The organism is Caecibacter sp. AF58-12pH5A, assembly GCF_027681725.1.
GTDB classification, from domain to species: Bacteria; Bacillota; Negativicutes; order Veillonellales; family Megasphaeraceae; genus Megasphaera; species Megasphaera hominis.
This window is the reverse complement of the sequence record NZ_JAQDBC010000001.1, coordinates 1-16,637: the sequence shown is the minus strand read 5'-3', so window position 1 is coordinate 16,637 and position 16,637 is coordinate 1. Positions and strand designations below refer to the sequence as shown.

Sequence of the window (16,637 nt, the reverse complement as noted above, 5' to 3'; positions counted from 1 at the left end):
TTAATCTATGAATAACAATGCTAGGAAATTTATGAACATCAATATTCGGCTCACAACAATTCTTTTATTAATTCGTTGCCTTGTTTCATGGACAGATGTAAAAAACATGTGGGAAGCGGGTCATATATTTAGTCTCGGTTATAATTTCCTTGGCTTTATCGGTGAGGCTATTGGTATTGCGGCAATTGTAATGGCAGTATTCAATAAATGGGCATGGAAGTGGAAATGGCTACATTGGATACATGATGTGCCTGTACTTGCAAGGAATTATAATGGGACATTCATATCGGATTATGATGATGTAAAGCGCTTCGGAATGCTTGTAATTAACCAGACATTCTTAACTGTGACAGTACAGTTAAAAACAGATGAGAGCAATAGCAGAAGTTTGACAGCCTCGTTTATCGAGGTGCAGAGTGTCAAACATTTAATCTATAATTACCAAAATGATCCACGAGCAGAAATTCAAGACCGAAGCCCAATGCATTATGGAACAGCAATGTTGAATGTAAGCAATCCCATGATACTTGAAGGAAACTATTTTACTGGAAGAAAGTCAAGAGGCTCGATGAAGTTTGAAGCTGTGAAATAAGAGGTCAGGATAGATTACAAACCCGCTTAAACATAGCTACTAAAACCATTTTTTGATAGTTTAGACGGTGAATTGAATAAGGGGTTCATGAGTGTATAAGTTGGATGTTTTGTGGAAAAATGGCTTGGTGAATGAATGGGTTGGATGTGGGAAAGTGAAAATGGAGGTTATTACATATGCACATTAAAAAAATTCATATGTCAAAATACAAACGTTTTTTTGATCTAACCATTGATCTAGGAGAAAATCCTAGACGTATTGTTGCTTTAGTTGGTCCTAATGGATGTGGAAAAAGCAGTGTGTTTGATGCTATGCTATATGCGATGAAAGCATTAGCACCAATAGGTAATACTAATAGTCACCAAGATGTGCAATATCATTCTTTAGAAGGTAAGCCTTTATATGATTATCAAAACATACAAATTGAAATTGACCAAGGAGATTTTTTAACGGTTTATAGAAGTAAAAGAGCACAAGGATTAGAAAAAACGATTTTTTCATTTCGTAGTTCGTTTCGATATAACAGTGGGCTTCATATTTCAAATGTACAGGCTGTAGATGAAATACAATTAAATAATTATGGGGCATCAACTGCTTCCGATATTGATCAACGAATCGAGCAAAACTACCGAAGATTAAATGCGAAATTCTGTCATTATCGTGATGAAAATGATTTGCGCCCAAGTGAAGCAAAAGATGCTATTGTTAAATATTTAAATGATGCTATAAAAAATTGTTTGGATTTAGAAATTACAAGTATGGGCAACATTGAATCCAATGAAGGAACGTTATATTTTAAAAAAAGTGATTCTGATATTGTTTTTGATTATAATGTTCTTTCGGCTGGAGAAAAGGAAACAATTGACTTATTACTTGATCTTTATTTGCGTAAAGATATCTATAAGGACTCAATATACATAATTGATGAACCTGAATTACACCTAAATACTTCTATTCAACGATCATTGCTTATGGAAATAAATAAAATGATTCCAGATAATTGCCAAATTTGGATTGCTACACACAGTATTGGCTTTTTACGTGCGTTACAAGAAGAATTACAAGATGATTCTCAGATTATTGAATTTGATTCTCATAATAAATGGGCATCTGATACATATGTTCTTACACCTGCTATTTTAAGTCGAAGTATGTGGCAAAAAATTTTTGCTACAGCTTTAGATGATTTAGCAAAATTAGTATGTCCTAAAACGATAATTTATTGTGAAGGACGAGCAGATCCAAGACCGGATGGTACAGAACGTGGATTGGATGCAACTATCTATAATCAAATATTTGCTTCAAAATATCCAGATGTTTTATTTGTATCAAGTGGTGGAAATACAGAATTGGATCAACGTAGCGATATAGCATTGGTTGTACTTTCTAAAATTTTTCCTGAAATCACAATATTTGTACTAAAAGATCGTGATATGGCATCTGGAAAAGTAGTTACAGAGGAACAACGGCAAGAATATTTACGGAATAATCCTGATAATCATAGAGTGTTAATACGTTATGAAATAGAAAACTATTTATATGATAAAGAGATTTTAAAAAGATATTGTAATAAAAATAATAATTCCTTTGATGAGGGATCATATTCTTCTTTTGTTACTGATATTGTAAATCAAAATTTAAAAGATTCTACTGGAAGAATAAAAAATATTTGTGGTATTACTACAAGCGTTAATCAAGAAAGATTTAAAATTAACTTGGCAGAATTTATAACACAGGACACTGAAATATATAAAGAACTCGAAAAGGTCATTTTTGATAGAGTATAACAAATCTATAATCCTATAAAAAATATACTTCAATTTAAATTATTTGGATATTGTAAAATACGTTGGCTTACAAAAACTTAAATAATTTATAGTGTTATTCATCTACATCCACTGTCACACCCGATTTGAATTCTACGGTACAGCTATCTTCAAACACCGTAATGGTTTCAATTAGCTGCCGGACAAGGTGCTCATCAAACTGGGTAATGGCAGTGGATTGTGTTTTTAGGAAGGCAGCCATGTCCTCTATGCGGCTACGGATTTCATCCTGATTGGCACTTTTCGCCAATGTTTGCTGTTTTTGTTCGCGCAGGTGGTAGATTTCTTCGGCAACATCGTCGTAGCCAGCCTTGGAACTTGCTAACTTTACAAGCTGTGTTTGCAGTTCTTCCAATCGGGTATCGATAGTTGCCAGCGTTTCATCATTGTTATGGCTGAGAACGGTTTCGATATTATGCTGCAGCATGGCAAGAAAATCCTTCTTTCCGCATAGCACCTGATTGATGGCTGTTAGACAGACCTGCGCAAGTGCTGGCTCAGATATGGTACGGGCATCGCATTTGCACGTATGGTCTACTCGATTGACACAGCGCCAGACGATGGATTTCTTTCCTCGATTGTTCCAGTGTATCCGGCGGAATATCTCGCCACATTTACCACAGCGTATCCGTTGGGAAAAACAATGGTTGCTGCTGTAGGTCAACTTCCTCCCGTTTTTCAAGTGAATAGAACTTCGCCGTACCATTTCTTCCTGCACCTGCAGAAATATGTCGCGGGGGATAATGGCTTCATGGTTATCTTTTACATAATACTGTGGCATGATGCCAGTATTCTTGACGCGCTTTTTGGTAAGGAAATCCACCGTATAGGTTTTTTGCAAGAGGGCATCACCCATATATTTTTCATTTTGCAAAATCTGTCTGATATTACTGTCTCGCCATTTGGTGTGACCAGCACCGTTTTTTAACCCGTCCGCTGTTAAATTGCGGGCGATTTTTAGCATACTGGCACCCTCAAGATATTCCCGGTAAATGCGTTTTACGATTTCTGCTTCCTCCGGAACTACGACCATGCGTTTATTTTCATCCTTGGCATACCCAAGAAAATGATTGCAGTTGATTTGTACTTCACCCCGTTGGTAGCGGTACTGCAGGCCCAGCTTCACATTCTGGCTTAGGGACTGGCTTTCTTGTTGGGCTAGGGATGCCATAATGGTAAGCAGCACCTCGCCTTTAGAGTCCATCGTATTAATATTTTCCTTCTCGAAAAAGACGGGAATGTGTTTGTCCTTTAATTGCCGGATGTATTTCAGGCAATCCAGCGTATTCCGGGCAAACCGGCTGATAGATTTAGTAATAATCATATCAATCGTACCTGCCATGCAATCTTCGATCATGCGGTTAAATTCATCCCGCTTTTTAGTATTGGTACCGGATATCCCATCATCAGCATAAATTCCGGCCAGTTTCCAATCTGGATGATTGTGGATGTAGGTGGTGTAGTGCTCGATTTGTGTTTCATAACTGGTGGCCTGTTCGTCGCTGTCGGTAGAAACCCGGCAATATGCAGCCACACGGCATTTTGGCTTTTCTTCAGTATGGCTTCGGTGTAGATAAGTTCGTGCTGGAATGATCGTGACATTCCGCGTCTGTAATTCCATGTATGGATTCCTCACTTTCTATTAAACTGTATGCATATTCGGCTTGCTGAAACGGATCAGTATAGGTTTGTGTTTTTTCTGCAAGGGAGAAGGTGGTGGGGTATATAACCGGTGACGCTTTTTTAGGTTCCCGGATACGCCCCAGTTTTTTGGCTCGGCTGGTGATTTCCTTTTGTGCAGCAGTAAACGTATCGGCATCAATAATAGCCGGATAATAATCATCACCGATATAATGCGTCGTTTGCAGGATATGGCGGATACCACTGTGGAAGGCGTGGATCGCGGCCTCTTTCGCAGCCGTAGCCAGTGCAGCCCCGGCAAGATAGGCTTGGAACAGCACTCGTATTTTTTCGGCTTCCTCCACATCCACTATTGCTTTGCCATTTTTAATCCGGTACCCAAACGGTGTATGGCTCATAGCTTACACCAGCCTTTCCCGTAGCGTAATGCCGCATTTTAGCTTAAAGCCGATGTTCGTTCGAGAGTAGACCAGAATTTGTTCTACAAATTGTTGGAATACTGCTTCGTCAAAGCCCGTTAGCATTTTCGCCTTACAAGTATACTGCAGTAATTCTCTCGTTTCATGGACCGTTTTATTATCATCATTCAAAAAATCTACAAGGGAATCTTTTTGGTGCTGCCATTGTTCAGCTTCCTGCAGTAGCTCGTTATTTCCTTTCTGGTACATCGCAGGCTCTAGATATTTTTTCGTCAGCAGGTACGCCAGTGTTTTTTGATGCTCGGCATTTTCCGCCAGCTTTGTGTCTAGATCTTGAATGACTGTGATGCTGTCGTCCGAATGGAGGGTACGCAAACTGGCAAGCAATGGTTTTAAAACAAAGGCATGACCAAAGATGAGCTTATTCATCATCGTAACAAAGGCGTATTTCAGTGCCGTTTCCTTGATGTATTTTAATGAGCATTTTGTGGCATCTGTTAAATGGGTGGCGCAGCACCATGTTACATAGGAATTGTGACCGCCTTGGATACGCCGCTTGAAGGTAGCGCCACATTGATGGCATCGAATGATACCAGAAAACGGATAACGGTTCTGGTACTTTTTATCCTGTGGCAGCGCACCTTTTTCTTTGCCACGCTGCCGAATGACCTGCTGGGCCACTTCAAATATGTCTTTGGTGATGATAGCTTCGTGGTGGTGTTCCACCCGGTATTTATCTTTCTCGCCATGGTTATGATGGCGATTAAAATGCGAATCGGTATAGGTTTTCTGGAAAATAGCATCCCCAGTGTAATTCTCGTTTTTCAATATGCCACGAACGGTTGTTGCAGTCCAATGGGTACCGCGTTTAGCCGGAATTTTCTTTGCATTTAATTCCTTGGCAATGGCATCCGTCCCGATACCGGCGAGCGTTTGATCAAACATGGCTTTTACAATTGTAGCCTGCTCCGGCTGCAGTACCAGTTTTCCTTCTATTACATCATATCCATATGGGGCGTAAGCAAGTTTAAAGGTGCCATTCTGGAAACGGCTCTGTATGGACCAGGTGCTGTTTTCGGCAATCGATACCGACTCGTTTTCTGCCAAGCCGCTCAGAATCGATAGCATGAGCTCGCTTTCCATCGAACCGGTATTTAGGTTTTCCTTTTCAAAATAGATATAAACGGTAAGCTCCAGTAATTTACGGACCAGTTCCAGACAATCGGTGGTGTTGCGGGCAAACCGGCTGATAGACTTTGTCACAATGAAGTCTATTTTTTTATGCTCGCAATCATCTATCAGGCGGAGTAGGGCTGGGCGCTTTTCTTTTTTCGTGCCGGTAATACCTTCATCATAATAAATACCGGCAAACTCCCAGTCTGGATTTGCCGTAATATAGGCTTCATAGTGCTTTCGTTGTGTGGCAAGGCTGACTAATTGCTCCTCGCTATCAGTGGATACCCGGCAGTAGGCCGCTACCCGCAGTTTATGTTTTTGCGTAGGAAATACAAGCTGGCCTCCGATTTTTGTCACCGTTTTCATGGATTTTCACCTCCTTGTAGTGTGACATAGTACCTCTATATGCCGGATATATCAAGGAATAGAGGGCAATATAGCCGCTAATACCGGCGAAAATGTTTTTCGGTTTACTGCCGTTATTTTAGAAAATTCATCAGCAGAAAGCAGCCCTTTATGGAATAGGGACTGCAGTATGTGTTGGGCACGGACATAATCGACTTCGTGCTGCAGTTGTTCCTGTGATATTGGCTTTGCTTCGGCTTGTAGCTTATTTGCTTCGAGTGTATGGTTGCTTAGTTGTTCGTTCATGGCAAATCATCTCCTTACAGATAGGCCATGAAATAGGGGAAAGTAAACCTATTTTGTTAGCCCTTATATCTGTAGTCGATAAAACAAACTGCTATTCGAACCCAAGACATAAAAAAAGACCTGCCAGAGTGATGAGACTCCAGCAGGTCCATGGTATATATTCTTGTTTTTATTTCCGTAGCTGCTTCAATGCTTCCTGCAGCCGGTCCGGTATGGGAAGTCCCATCCGCGCGGCATTTTCCACAATGGAAAGTCCTTCATTGGATAAGTAGAATAAGATGGTAGCGGTTCGTAACGCGCTGCCGGACCCGAGCATCGTCGCATCCAGCGTATGGGCCACACCGACGAGCACAAAAAGAAGCACCTTCCGGCAGATGCCCATAAAGCCAATCTCGCTGGATAACTGCCGTTCCCGGCAGGCGCATAACACGCCGGTGATATAATCCAGGCAGACAAACGTCAGCAGGGCATAGAGCAGATTGTCAAATCCGCCGATGAACCAGCCAAGCCAGGCACCGACTGCCGCACACCCGATTCGTATTTCATTCCAGGTCATTCTCATCACCCCGCCAGGGTAGCCTTGATTTCAAGATACTGGTCCCCATATTTTACATTATCGATAAACTGGATATTGTATTTCTGATTGCGGAACTTAATAATCCATTTTTCTAAGATATCCGAACGGTACCGAATGACAAACGACACATCCTTTTCCAGATGAACGGCTGCCGCAAAGAAATACTGCCCGCCGTGGATATTGGTCACTTTGGCCCAGGTACTTCCCTTGCTGACCAGGGTGGTGTCATAACCACCTTGTCCATCAGAGACATTCTCCTCCACCATAAACTCGATCCGCTGCTTCATTTCCCCGATATCCATCAGAACACCTCATCCCGGTAGGAAAACAGCATGGCCCGCATGAGCTTGATCATGGCATCGAAGTCCGCCGTATCCCGGTTTTCGTACAGATAGGCCACGCCATACAGGATAGCCGTCTTGATGTCCTCTGGCAATGTTGTGTAGTCGCTTAACGGATGCCGCAGTACATTTTCCACCGTCGTCGTGGAGGACTGGATCAGACTGTCGATCAAAGCATCCTCCACATCATTATCAATACGCAGGTATAATTTAGCTTCGTCCCGTGTTACTGCCATGCTGCCACCTTCCTTCTGTTATTTGCTGGCCTGTTTGAGCGTCTTGATGGCTTCCGGCAATACGATCTTGGCATCGACGCGCTGGGAGCCGAGAAAACCGACCTGACCAGTAACCGCGTATAATTCGTTCAAACGCTTAAAGGTGCGGCCCTGCCGATCGGCAATCCAGTAGTAGGAGAAGTCACCGAACAGCACCGTCTTGGCATCGGCTGCCATCTGCGGCATATACCGGCTGGTAACAACCGGGCAGTTCAGAATCTTATCCGGCACATCGGCGCTGACGGAAGGCTGCCAGATGTACTGGCCCTGCGTATCCTTCAGCTTCCGGATGGCTTTGACAGTGCTTTCATGCAGCAGCAATGTAGCCGACTTGCGGTACGGTTCGCGGAGCGAATAGTACAACTCAATCAAATCGTCAAAGGTAATCGCCGTAGCAGAGGCGGCAGTCGAGCCATCCGAAGCACCGGCGGCATCGACGAGGATGCCGGACGGACGATCTGTTCCGGTGCCGGTGAGGAAGGCTTCTTCTTCGGCATTGCCAAGCCTTCTGGCAAATTCCTGCGCCATATATCCTTCCAGGTCGAAGGCGGAATCGTTCAACAGCTCCTCGGATACCTTAACGAGCGTACCCAGCTTATGCGCCCCGATGGATACCTGGCCGAAGGTGGTGTTGCTTTCGGTGTAGGCGGCTTCTTCATCCGTCCATGCAGCGGTTCCTTCGCTGGCAACGACCGGAATCTTATGGTCGCCGCTTGCAGTCTGGATCACATGGGCAAGGGAGCGCAGCACATTTTCTTCTGCCAGCATCTGGATCAGCGTCCGTTCAAATTCGTCCGGTACCAGGTAGCCGCCCTGAGGATCGGCCCCTTCCTTTAAGGTGTTTCGGATTTCCGGACGGGACTTGCCGCGCATGCTGTCCCAAAATGCGGGGGCATAGGCATCACTGAACCTGCCATGCTTAGTTACATCCTGTTTTGCAGGCTTGTTCACAATAGCGGTTGAAGTCGGCCTGCTTAATTCAAGATCAATGGCAGCCTGCGTTTTCAGTCGGTCGATTTCCTTGCCAAGTGCCATGACATCGGCTTCCATTTTGTCATAGGTGGCGGCATCTTCGGTGGAGAGCGTGTCACCGGCTGTCTGCTTTTCATCCAGAAAGGCCTTAGCCTGTTCCCAGATATTGGCGCGTTTTTCCTGCAGTTCTAATAATTTACTCATGTTGGTACCTCCATTTAATGTATTAAGAGCGACAGTCGCTGCTGCAGCGACGCTACGGATATATGTGGCTCTGTTTTCGTTCTTGATTTCTTGGCGATGGCCTTGTTCAATAATGCATTGGTGACCTGCCGTCGGGAAAAGGAATAACTTCCCATACTGGCAGCATCATGCATTGGTGTATTGGCATCGTTCGTCAGTACAGTATCGGCAAAGCCGAGTTCGATTGCTTTTCCCGCATTCATCCAGGTCTCGGCATCCATCAGATGGGATAACTGGGTGCGGGAGAGTCCGGTCTTTAATTCATACGCATTGATAATTGATTCCTTGACCTCGGACAGCATAGAGATGGCCCGTTCCATTTCATCAGTATCACCCATGGCGATCGTGAACGGATTGTGGATCATCATCAGTGCGGTCGGTGCCATATTGACGGTTGTGCCTGCCATAGCAATCACGGAGGCAGCCGAAGCCGCAATCCCGTCGATATTGACATGGACCTGCCCGGCATAATCCATCAGCATGGCATAGATCTGGCTGGCTGCTACGCAGTCGCCGCCGGGCGAGTTCAGCCATAAGGTGACATTGCCTTGTCCGGATGCCAGCTCGTTTTTAAACAGTTTCGGCGTTATGTCGTCATCAAACCAGCTTTCCTCGGCAATGGTACCGTCAATGGTAAGGATGCGTCCGGTATCGTCATCGGTATTCCAGTTCCAAAACTTCTTCATGGGGTTTTTCCCTCGCTTTCGGTATAAAATTTTCCTGCCTTGTCCAGCGGCAGCATATTACCGTTGACCAGATACGTATCGCCGCCCTGCTCGGCAGGAATACGGTTCATATCCTCAAGTTCCCGGATGTCGTTGGCGGAGAGCCAGCCGTTCTGCCTGCCGATGGCATACCCGTTCATGCGGCTCTGGTAGTCGCCGCGCAGCAGACCGTCCACATTAAATTTTGTAAAGATTTGTGCGCGTTCCGATGGCAATACCAACTGCTGGTTCATGGTCTGTTCCCAGCGGACGCACCAAGGATTGAGGGTATATTTGACAAATTCCAGCGACTGCTGCTCGATATTGGAGAAGGTGGACTTTTCCAGATCCCCGACCATATGCGGCGGCACCCGGAAGATACGGGCGATTTCGTCGATCTGGAACTTCCGCGTTTCGAGGAACTGCGCCTGATCCGGCGGGATGGATAACTGCTGGAAGGTCATGCCTTCCTCCAGCACGGCTACATTGTGCCGGTTCGTGCCGGAAAATTGGGCATGCCAGCTTTCCCGCAGTTTGACCGGATCTTTCACGATGCCCGGATGTTCTAAGATGCCGCCCGGTGTAGCACCGTTGGCAAAGAATAACGCACCGTACTGCTCGGCTGCCAGCGACATGCCGATGGCGTTCTTGGCCATGGCAATTGGACTGTAACCGATAAGTCCGTCAAACCCGAGACCCGGAACATGCAGCACCTCATCCTGCGACAGGAAAATCTGCTGGCAGCGGTTATCCGCACCGAACTCGTCCGAGTCCTTGGAGTAGGTATAGATAAGCTGACCGTTTGCGGCCCTACTGACATCCATCTTGCTGGGCAGCAGCGGGTACAGTGCAATCGGCTGCCCGGTGCCGTTCCGGATGATCTGTGCATAGGCATTGCCCCACAAGAGAAGATGACTCATGAGCGTTTCCCGGAAGATAAAGCTCGTCATCTCCGGATTGGGGGCATCATGAAGCAACCTATACAGCGGATGATTGATGGTCTTTTCCTTGCCGCCATCTGGTGTATACCGGTATAGATTAAGCGGCAGTCCGGCGATAGCCTCTGACAACACCCGGACGCAGGCATAAACTGCTGTTGTCTGCATAGCTGTCCGTTCCGTCACCACATTTCCGGAGGAGGTCGGGCCGAACAGGAACGTAAAGGCCGTAGACAGGTAGTTCTTCGGCTTGTCGCGTGACTTTTTTCCCCATATACGTTGGAATATACTCATAAAATCAATAACCCCCTTTGGTCATATACACTTTCGCTGTTGTCGTTGCCGCAGCGGATGGCACGGTCGAGTGCCATGACCGTAGCCACGACACCGTCGATCTTTTCGGTGGATTTCTCTTTATCCGGCTTGATATTGCCCGCCGGATCGGATTTGATGAAGATATTATCCATCATCCAGCGCAGTACTGGATGGCCGCCGTGGGCGATCTTTTTTTCCAGCGTCAGCTTCATCAGTTCCTTGGTGGGAGGACTCATATCTTTGAACCCCTGTCCGAATGGGACGACGGTAAATCTCATACCTTCGAGATTCTGCACCATCTGCACCGCGCCCCAGCGGTCGAAAGCGATCTCGCGGATGTTGTACTGTTCGCCCATGGTTTCGATGAACTTTTCGATGTAGCCGTAATGGACGACGTTTCCTTCCGTCGTGTGCAGGAATCCCTGTTTTTGCCATACGTCATAGGGAACATGGTCCCGCCGGACACGCAATGATACGTTTTCCTCCGGCATCCAGAAGTAAGGAAGCACAACATAGTTGTCTGCTTCATCCTGCGGCGGAAACACCAGCACAAAGGCCGTAATATCCGTGGTGGAGGATAAATCCAACCCGCCGTAGCAGACGCGGCCTTTTAACTCATCCGGCTGTACGGGAAACGCGCAGGCATCCCATTTGTCCATCGGCATCCAGCGGATCGCCTGCTTAACCCATTGGTTCAGGCGAAGCTGCCGGAAGGCATTCTCCTCGGCAGGATTCTGTCTGGCGGATTCGCAGGCCGCCTTGACCTTATCCATGCCGACCGTAATGCCAAGCGACGGGTTGGCCTTCTTCCACACTTTGACATCCGTCCAGTCGTCGGTGTCCTTGGCCCCGTATATCACCGGATAGAAGGTGGCATCAATCTTCCGGCCTGCGATAATATCCAGTGCCTTTTGGTGGGTTTCATAGCAGATAGAATGGGTGTCCGTCCCGGCTGTCGTAATAAGAAAATACAGCGGCTGCGTACGGGCATCGCCGGAACCTTTGGTCATGACATCAAACAGCTTCCGGTTCGGCTGCGTGTGCAGTTCGTCAAAGATCACGCCGCTTACATTAAAACCATGCTTGCTGTAGGCATCAGCAGACAAGACCTGGTAAAAGCTGTGCGTGGGCAGGTAAATGATTCGCTTCTGCGAAGCCAAGAGTTTCACCCGTTTGGATAAGGCCGGACACATCCGCACCATATCCGCCGCTACTTCAAAGACAATGGATGCCTGCTGGCGGTCGGCAGCGCAGCCATACACTTCGGCGCGCTGTTCTCCGTCGCCGCAGCATAAGAGGAGTGCTACCGCTGCCGCCAGTTCCGACTTGCCCTGCTTCTTGGGAATCTCGATGTAGGCGGTATTGAACTGCCGATAGCCGTTCGGCTTTAAGATGCCGAACACATCACGGATGATCTGCTCCTGCCAGTCGATCAGTTCGAACGGTTTACCTGCCCAGGTGCCCTTGGTATGGCAGAGACATTCGATAAAGGACACGGCATAGTCCGCCATGGTCTTGTTGTATTTGGAATCTTTGGCCCTGAACTTCGTAGATCGATAGCGTTTCAACTTCCGCAAGCAGCGTCACCTCCTTTGCGGCAACAAAAAAGACTGCCGAAGTGGGCAGTCTTGGTATACAAATATGATATGTGTAATTATTTCTTTCTGATTATAAGGCAGCGGTCTATGCCGTACAATACGTTCAACGTGCTGCCGTTGTCCCAATGCACCAGCAGGCTGCCGGTGTCATCCACACCGACGACTGTTCCCTTGGTGCCGATCGGCGGAGCCTGGGCGTCGTCCATTTGCACCAGTACAATCCGCGTCCCGGCGGGATATGTGCTGCGCAGTTGCTCCAGCCTTTCCTTATTCGGATATCTCATCAGGGTGTTCTTCCTTTCTGCCATTTTTAAAGGCCGAGGAGCCGGAAAGGTGCTGCAGGAGCAGCTTCCGTTCGTCCTTGTATTCCTTGCCAATAAACCCAAGCCGGAGCAGAAAGCAGCGGAAATCGTATTTCTCGTTGGTGGATGGGTGCTCCGTTGCCAGCACCCGTTTTTGCTTCTTTGCTAGATGGCAGAGTGCTGTAATGAAATGGGCGTAGGCTTTGACCGTATCGGCATTCGGGCAGCCGGTAAACCAAGGAAATAGCACTTTATCCTCCGTTACCTGCATGCGCAGCACATCAGTTTGGAAAACTTTTAACATAATGCTGCTCTTGGCCTGAATCAGCTTCTTCAGGTTTTCCAACGCCGTATCGGTGAAAAAGGAGCGTGGCATGGCAATCACCAAATCGTCTATGTTCTCCTGCTTAGACGCCGAATCGTCAGGTTCTTTCTCTATTGGTTCGGCTGGATCGACATGGAATCCCATGCTGTCGAGTTTCTCGAGTAAATTCTTAATGTCTGTACTGTCATCAAAATTAAGATTGCCGTCGCGGTCGACCGTGAAGCAGTCAATCTCATAGGCATAGCTGGGAATCCCCTGATACACTTTGGCGGCTCCGGTAATGGTGCTGATGGCATCCGCCAGTTCCTTACGTGTTTTTCCTTGTGCATGGTACAAAATTTTCATGGTAGAAAACCCCTTTCTTTTTTGTCATGTACATATATCACTCTAACCGGCAACTATAGCAAGGGGTTTATACCACAAATTACACGTATTATTCTTGTACTACCACCATTTTACCGAGCAACTTTCCGGTCAGCCACAGACCGCTGTCAATCAGCGTCGGCAGAAAGCACTGGTCGCGGAATTTGTTCCAGCCGGTTTCCTTGCCAGCGGATTCCTGCAAGGCTACTGTGTAGGCATCTGCTACTTCCTTTACTGCCGGAAGCACCGTTGTATGGAGCCAGGAAATAGTGGCATTCTTGGCATCCTCCTGCACCGAGTCCAGAATGTGTTCCTTGAGTTCGTTCTTAATTGTTTCGATATCCATATTAGTATCTCCCTTCAAAATCTGTTATGCCGCGGGCAATGGCCCGGGCGAAATCATCCGCGTTATTCGTGAGCAGCGCGGCATCATCCTCATTATCAATAAAAGCTGTTTCTACTAAGACGGCGGGCATCGTGGTGTCCTTCAACACGATGAGGTTGGGCCGTTCCTTCAGGCCGTGATCCACTGTGCCGAGACTCTGCACGATCTGCAACTGGATGCAGGCGGCAAGCTGTGGGGACGAGCCGCTGTCGTTAGTATAGACCAGCGTTTCCGTACCGCGGGCGCAGCCGCTGTCGGCATTGCAATGCAAACTGACGAATACATCGGCAGGCCAGGCGTTTGCCGTATCCACCACGCAGGGCAGATCCGGTGTTTCCCCAGCCAGATTATCACTTTGCAGGAGCTGCACCTCGCAGCCTGCCGTCTCCAAATATGTTTGGACGAGACTGCCAATCGTAGCAGCCACATCACATTCCCGCAGTCCGGTGTTTGGGTTCACCGCGCCGCTGTCCCGTTCCCGGTCATGCCCGGGGTTGATACATACACGCATTATGTTGCCTCCATTTCAGTATAGGTATACGTTTTCCCGTTCCGTGTCACGGTTACCCGTTCGTCCGAGCCGACCTGCTCAATGTAACGTTTCACGATCACATCACAGAACTTTTCATCCAGCTCCACCATATAGCAGCGTCGCTTCGTCTGTTCGCAGGCCAGCAGCGTTGAGCCGCTGCCGCCAAATGGATCCAGCACGGTGCAGCCGGTCATGCTGGAATTTAGGATGGGATAGGCCAACAGCGGGATCGGTTTCATCGTGGGATGGTCCGTATTCTTTTTCGGCTTATCAAACTCCCAGATAGTGGATTCCTTCCGTCCGGTGTACCATTCGTGCTTTCCTTTCTTCTTCCAACCATAAAGCACCGGCTCGTGCTGCCACTGGTAGGGAGAGCGTCCCAGCACCAGCGACTGCTTCTTCCAGATGCAGCAGCCGGACAAATAAAAACCGGCATCCGAGAAGGCTTTTCTGAAGTTCAGCCCTTCGGTGTCGGCGTGGAATACATAGATGCTGGCATCGTCTGCCATGACGGTGTGCATGCAGGTGAACGCATCATATAAGAATTGGTAGAATTTGTCGTCCTGCAGATGGTCATTCTTGATTTTTCCGGCCCGGCCTTCGTAGTTGACATTATATGGCGGATCGGTGACCACCAGATTGACCGGTGTTCCCTGCAGCAATCGCTGGTATGTTTCCGGCTGGGTGCTGTCGCCGCAGAGCAGGCGATGGATTCCCAACTGCCACACATCACCGGCCTTGGAGAATACCGGTTTCTTAAGCTCGGCATCCACATCAAAATCATCATCATGTACACCATCCTTTATATCGGCCTTGAACAGGTCGTCCAATTCTGCCGGATCAAACCCGGTAAGCGACACATCAAAGTCGCTGCCCTGTAGATCGGTAATGAGCAGCGCTAATTTATCTATATCCCAGTCGCCGCTGATTTTATTGAGGGCGATGTTTAAGGCTTTTTCCTTTTCGGTGTCCATGTCAATGACGACGCAGTCAATTTCCGAGATGCCCTCCTGCTGGAGCACCTTCAAACGCTGGTTCCCGCCGACCACATTGCCGGTGCGCTTGTTCCAGATGACAGGCTCGACGTAGCCGAACTCGTCCAGCGAACGCTTCAGCTTTTCATATTCCGGATCGCCCGGCTGCAAATCCTTTCTCGGATTATAGGCTGCCGGGATGAGGTCTTGTATGTTCTTTTTAATCAATTCCATAATTATTTTCCTTTCCGTGCCTGCAACAGGTGTTCCATCATCGTATCCTGCGGACTTCCTACAAATGCTGTGGTACAGTTCTGCTTGACGATATCGAAAATCTCATACCAGAGCAGGTTCGCCTGCTTCTGGAATGACTGGCTCATCTGCACAAATGGACTGGTAATCGCACCGCCGGTCGTGGGGTGCTTGCCGAGCAGTCCATAGGTGCTGATGGCTTCCTCGCACTGGATATACCGGGCGAATGCCTGGGCATAGGCTTCCAGCAGCCGGGGATTGACGAGCCGTTCGCAGCCGCGGTCCTTCAGCCATTGCCAGGTCTGACGGAACAAGTCGTCCGCACCGAGCGGCTTGCCGTCCCGCTGCCGGGCCGACAAATAGTCACTGGGATTCGGCATATCCTCGCCGGTGAGATCTGCGGCATCGTTTAACTCGGCACCTTCTAAGGCAGGCGTCGGCAGGTCGATAATGGTGGCTGCTTTTCCCTTGTCGATTTTATCGGCCAGCGCCTCCGGCTTGTCCCCGGCGCGGATCCGTCTGCCGCCGCGATTGGTTCCGTCCTTGGCCATGGCTGTTCAACTCCTTTCCCATGCGGTAAATCCCCCGTTTGAACTGCAATTTTTGTGCGTGTGACCCCAGCACCGGTCTAGCATTTGGGCGCGCCAGCGATTTTGACCGCCCCTCCCAGTGGAGCATAGTCATTAGTAACGGTATTCCTTTTTGGCATGATGCCAGCGGTCGTCCATCTCGGCGGTTATCTTCGAGTGGCACGGCTTGCACAGCGCCATAAGGTTATCCTCGTCGTGAGTGCCGCCGCGGGAGAGGGGACGGATATGGTGCACCTCCGTTGCCGGTGTGGTTTTGTGGTTCTTCAGGCACATCTCGCACAAGGGATGCTTTCCAATGTAGCGGTCCCGGATGCGTTTCCATGCTCTGCCGTATCGTTTCTTGCTGACGGTACTGCGCTCGTACGTGTCATAACGTTTGTCCATTAATTTTTGATGCTGCTCGCAGTACCGGTTCACGGTCAGCTCCCTGCAGCCGGGGTAGGCGCACGGCTTTTTGGGTTTCCAAGGCAAAGCACTCATCTCCAGACATAGCAAAAGCCTTCAAGGGATTGCTCCCACGAAGGCTTTTCACATTCTTTCATGCTATTAGTATACCATGTAAAGCAGACAAATGCGTCCGCGATTTTGGACATCAGGTCTTCCCAAATAAAAGCAAGGCAAGGTTCTCATCTCCAGACATAGCAAA

The 16,637-nt window shown here is 47.9% G+C and carries 20 protein-coding genes; 2 read left to right on the top strand and 18 right to left on the bottom strand.

Features of this window, described 5'->3' with window-relative positions; genetic code table 11:
- The first annotated feature begins 7 nt into the window (after positions 1-7).
- On the top strand, positions 8-592 hold the full coding sequence (locus PGX44_RS00100; RefSeq protein ID WP_196595748.1) for a Cap15 family cyclic dinucleotide receptor domain-containing protein: 585 nt from the start codon (positions 8-10) through the stop codon (positions 590-592).
- Between the two features lie 176 nt (positions 593-768).
- Positions 769-2,379, top strand: coding sequence for an AAA family ATPase (locus PGX44_RS00095; RefSeq protein ID WP_498853757.1), 1,611 nt, complete (start codon positions 769-771; stop codon positions 2,377-2,379).
- Between the two features lie 94 nt (positions 2,380-2,473).
- On the opposite strand, the gene PGX44_RS00090 is transcribed toward PGX44_RS00095, so the two are convergent.
- From PGX44_RS00090 to PGX44_RS00005, 18 genes are all read right to left on the bottom strand, one after another.
- Complete coding sequence (locus tag PGX44_RS00090) at positions 2,474-4,039, bottom strand: recombinase family protein (protein WP_498853756.1); 1,566 nt, start codon at positions 4,037-4,039, stop codon at positions 2,474-2,476.
- The gene (locus PGX44_RS00085; RefSeq protein WP_498853755.1) at positions 3,972-4,457 is read right to left on the bottom strand and encodes a hypothetical protein; all 486 of its coding nucleotides are present in this window, start codon (positions 4,455-4,457) and stop codon (positions 3,972-3,974) included. Before PGX44_RS00085 ends, PGX44_RS00090 begins: the two co-directional genes overlap by 68 nt.
- A gap of 3 nt (positions 4,458-4,460) precedes the next feature.
- Positions 4,461-6,020 (bottom strand): recombinase family protein, encoded by a 1,560-nt coding sequence (locus PGX44_RS00080; RefSeq protein ID WP_498853754.1) that lies wholly within the window; start codon positions 6,018-6,020, stop codon positions 4,461-4,463.
- A gap of 51 nt (positions 6,021-6,071) precedes the next feature.
- Positions 6,072-6,305: an SHOCT domain-containing protein gene (locus tag PGX44_RS00075; protein WP_444216059.1), complete on the bottom strand. Its 234-nt coding sequence runs from the start codon at positions 6,303-6,305 to the stop codon at positions 6,072-6,074.
- 169 nt (positions 6,306-6,474) lie between these two features.
- Positions 6,475-6,861, bottom strand: a complete 387-nt coding sequence (locus PGX44_RS00070; protein WP_456085503.1) for a phage holin family protein — start codon at positions 6,859-6,861, stop codon at positions 6,475-6,477.
- Between the two features lie 5 nt (positions 6,862-6,866).
- Positions 6,867-7,184 (bottom strand): phage head closure protein, encoded by a 318-nt coding sequence (locus PGX44_RS00065; RefSeq protein ID WP_053078155.1) that lies wholly within the window; start codon positions 7,182-7,184, stop codon positions 6,867-6,869.
- On the bottom strand, positions 7,184-7,459 hold the full coding sequence (locus tag PGX44_RS00060; protein WP_022382094.1) for a head-tail connector protein: 276 nt from the start codon (positions 7,457-7,459) through the stop codon (positions 7,184-7,186). The genes PGX44_RS00065 and PGX44_RS00060 overlap by 1 nt, the downstream gene beginning before the upstream one ends.
- A gap of 18 nt (positions 7,460-7,477) precedes the next feature.
- Entirely contained in the window at positions 7,478-8,674 is a 1,197-nt protein-coding gene (locus PGX44_RS00055; protein WP_498853753.1) for a phage major capsid protein, read from the bottom strand.
- Positions 8,675-8,688: 14 nt separating this feature from the next.
- Entirely contained in the window at positions 8,689-9,399 is a 711-nt protein-coding gene (locus PGX44_RS00050) for a head maturation protease, ClpP-related (protein WP_498853752.1), read from the bottom strand.
- Positions 9,396-10,649, bottom strand: a complete 1,254-nt coding sequence (locus tag PGX44_RS00045) for a phage portal protein (RefSeq protein ID WP_498853751.1) — start codon at positions 10,647-10,649, stop codon at positions 9,396-9,398. The genes PGX44_RS00050 and PGX44_RS00045 overlap by 4 nt, the downstream gene beginning before the upstream one ends.
- On the bottom strand, positions 10,646-12,247 hold the full coding sequence (locus tag PGX44_RS00040) for a terminase large subunit (RefSeq protein WP_498853750.1): 1,602 nt from the start codon (positions 12,245-12,247) through the stop codon (positions 10,646-10,648). Before PGX44_RS00040 ends, PGX44_RS00045 begins: the two co-directional genes overlap by 4 nt.
- 77 nt (positions 12,248-12,324) lie before the next feature.
- The gene (locus PGX44_RS00035) at positions 12,325-12,552 is read right to left on the bottom strand and encodes a DUF4314 domain-containing protein (RefSeq protein WP_144269439.1); all 228 of its coding nucleotides are present in this window, start codon (positions 12,550-12,552) and stop codon (positions 12,325-12,327) included.
- Entirely contained in the window at positions 12,536-13,240 is a 705-nt protein-coding gene (locus PGX44_RS00030; protein WP_498853749.1) for a hypothetical protein, read from the bottom strand. Before PGX44_RS00030 ends, PGX44_RS00035 begins: the two co-directional genes overlap by 17 nt.
- 88 nt (positions 13,241-13,328) lie before the next feature.
- Positions 13,329-13,604 carry a prevent-host-death protein gene (locus tag PGX44_RS00025; protein ID WP_144269288.1) on the bottom strand — a complete coding sequence of 92 codons (276 nt, stop codon included), beginning with the start codon at positions 13,602-13,604 and terminating at the stop codon, positions 13,329-13,331.
- A gap of 1 nt (position 13,605) precedes the next feature.
- Positions 13,606-14,154 carry an N-acetylmuramoyl-L-alanine amidase family protein gene (locus tag PGX44_RS00020; RefSeq protein ID WP_498853748.1) on the bottom strand — a complete coding sequence of 183 codons (549 nt, stop codon included), beginning with the start codon at positions 14,152-14,154 and terminating at the stop codon, positions 13,606-13,608.
- Positions 14,154-15,383, bottom strand: a complete 1,230-nt coding sequence (locus PGX44_RS00015) for a site-specific DNA-methyltransferase (RefSeq protein WP_498853747.1) — start codon at positions 15,381-15,383, stop codon at positions 14,154-14,156. The genes PGX44_RS00020 and PGX44_RS00015 overlap by 1 nt, the downstream gene beginning before the upstream one ends.
- A gap of 2 nt (positions 15,384-15,385) precedes the next feature.
- A complete protein-coding gene (locus tag PGX44_RS00010; RefSeq protein ID WP_048514392.1) occupies positions 15,386-15,952 on the bottom strand; it encodes a P27 family phage terminase small subunit in 567 nt (188 codons plus the stop codon).
- Between the two features lie 132 nt (positions 15,953-16,084).
- On the bottom strand, positions 16,085-16,462 hold the full coding sequence (locus tag PGX44_RS00005) for an HNH endonuclease (protein ID WP_498853746.1): 378 nt from the start codon (positions 16,460-16,462) through the stop codon (positions 16,085-16,087).
- Between the last annotated feature and the right edge of the window lie 175 nt (positions 16,463-16,637).

Bases quoted from the DNA above. Each gene is read 5' to 3' on its own strand.
- PGX44_RS00100 (WP_196595748.1), top strand. From the start codon at position 8: ATGAATAACAATGCTAGGAAATTTATGAACATCAATATTCGGCTCACA.
- PGX44_RS00095 (WP_498853757.1), top strand. From the start codon at position 769: ATGCACATTAAAAAAATTCATATGTCAAAATACAAACGTTTTTTTGAT.
- PGX44_RS00090 (WP_498853756.1), bottom strand. From the start codon at position 4,039: ATGGAATTACAGACGCGGAATGTCACGATCATTCCAGCACGAACTTAT.
- PGX44_RS00085 (WP_498853755.1), bottom strand. From the start codon at position 4,457: ATGAGCCATACACCGTTTGGGTACCGGATTAAAAATGGCAAAGCAATA.
- PGX44_RS00080 (WP_498853754.1), bottom strand. From the start codon at position 6,020: ATGAAAACGGTGACAAAAATCGGAGGCCAGCTTGTATTTCCTACGCAA.
- PGX44_RS00075 (WP_444216059.1), bottom strand. From the start codon at position 6,305: ATGAACGAACAACTAAGCAACCATACACTCGAAGCAAATAAGCTACAA.
- PGX44_RS00070 (WP_456085503.1), bottom strand. From the start codon at position 6,861: ATGACCTGGAATGAAATACGAATCGGGTGTGCGGCAGTCGGTGCCTGG.
- PGX44_RS00065 (WP_053078155.1), bottom strand. From the start codon at position 7,184: ATGGATATCGGGGAAATGAAGCAGCGGATCGAGTTTATGGTGGAGGAG.
- PGX44_RS00060 (WP_022382094.1), bottom strand. From the start codon at position 7,459: ATGGCAGTAACACGGGACGAAGCTAAATTATACCTGCGTATTGATAAT.
- PGX44_RS00055 (WP_498853753.1), bottom strand. From the start codon at position 8,674: ATGAGTAAATTATTAGAACTGCAGGAAAAACGCGCCAATATCTGGGAA.
- PGX44_RS00050 (WP_498853752.1), bottom strand. From the start codon at position 9,399: ATGAAGAAGTTTTGGAACTGGAATACCGATGACGATACCGGACGCATC.
- PGX44_RS00045 (WP_498853751.1), bottom strand. From the start codon at position 10,649: ATGAGTATATTCCAACGTATATGGGGAAAAAAGTCACGCGACAAGCCG.
- PGX44_RS00035 (WP_144269439.1), bottom strand. From the start codon at position 12,552: ATGAGATATCCGAATAAGGAAAGGCTGGAGCAACTGCGCAGCACATAT.
- PGX44_RS00030 (WP_498853749.1), bottom strand. From the start codon at position 13,240: ATGAAAATTTTGTACCATGCACAAGGAAAAACACGTAAGGAACTGGCG.
- PGX44_RS00025 (WP_144269288.1), bottom strand. From the start codon at position 13,604: ATGGATATCGAAACAATTAAGAACGAACTCAAGGAACACATTCTGGAC.
- PGX44_RS00020 (WP_498853748.1), bottom strand. From the start codon at position 14,154: ATGCGTGTATGTATCAACCCCGGGCATGACCGGGAACGGGACAGCGGC.
- PGX44_RS00015 (WP_498853747.1), bottom strand. From the start codon at position 15,383: ATGGAATTGATTAAAAAGAACATACAAGACCTCATCCCGGCAGCCTAT.
- PGX44_RS00010 (WP_048514392.1), bottom strand. From the start codon at position 15,952: ATGGCCAAGGACGGAACCAATCGCGGCGGCAGACGGATCCGCGCCGGG.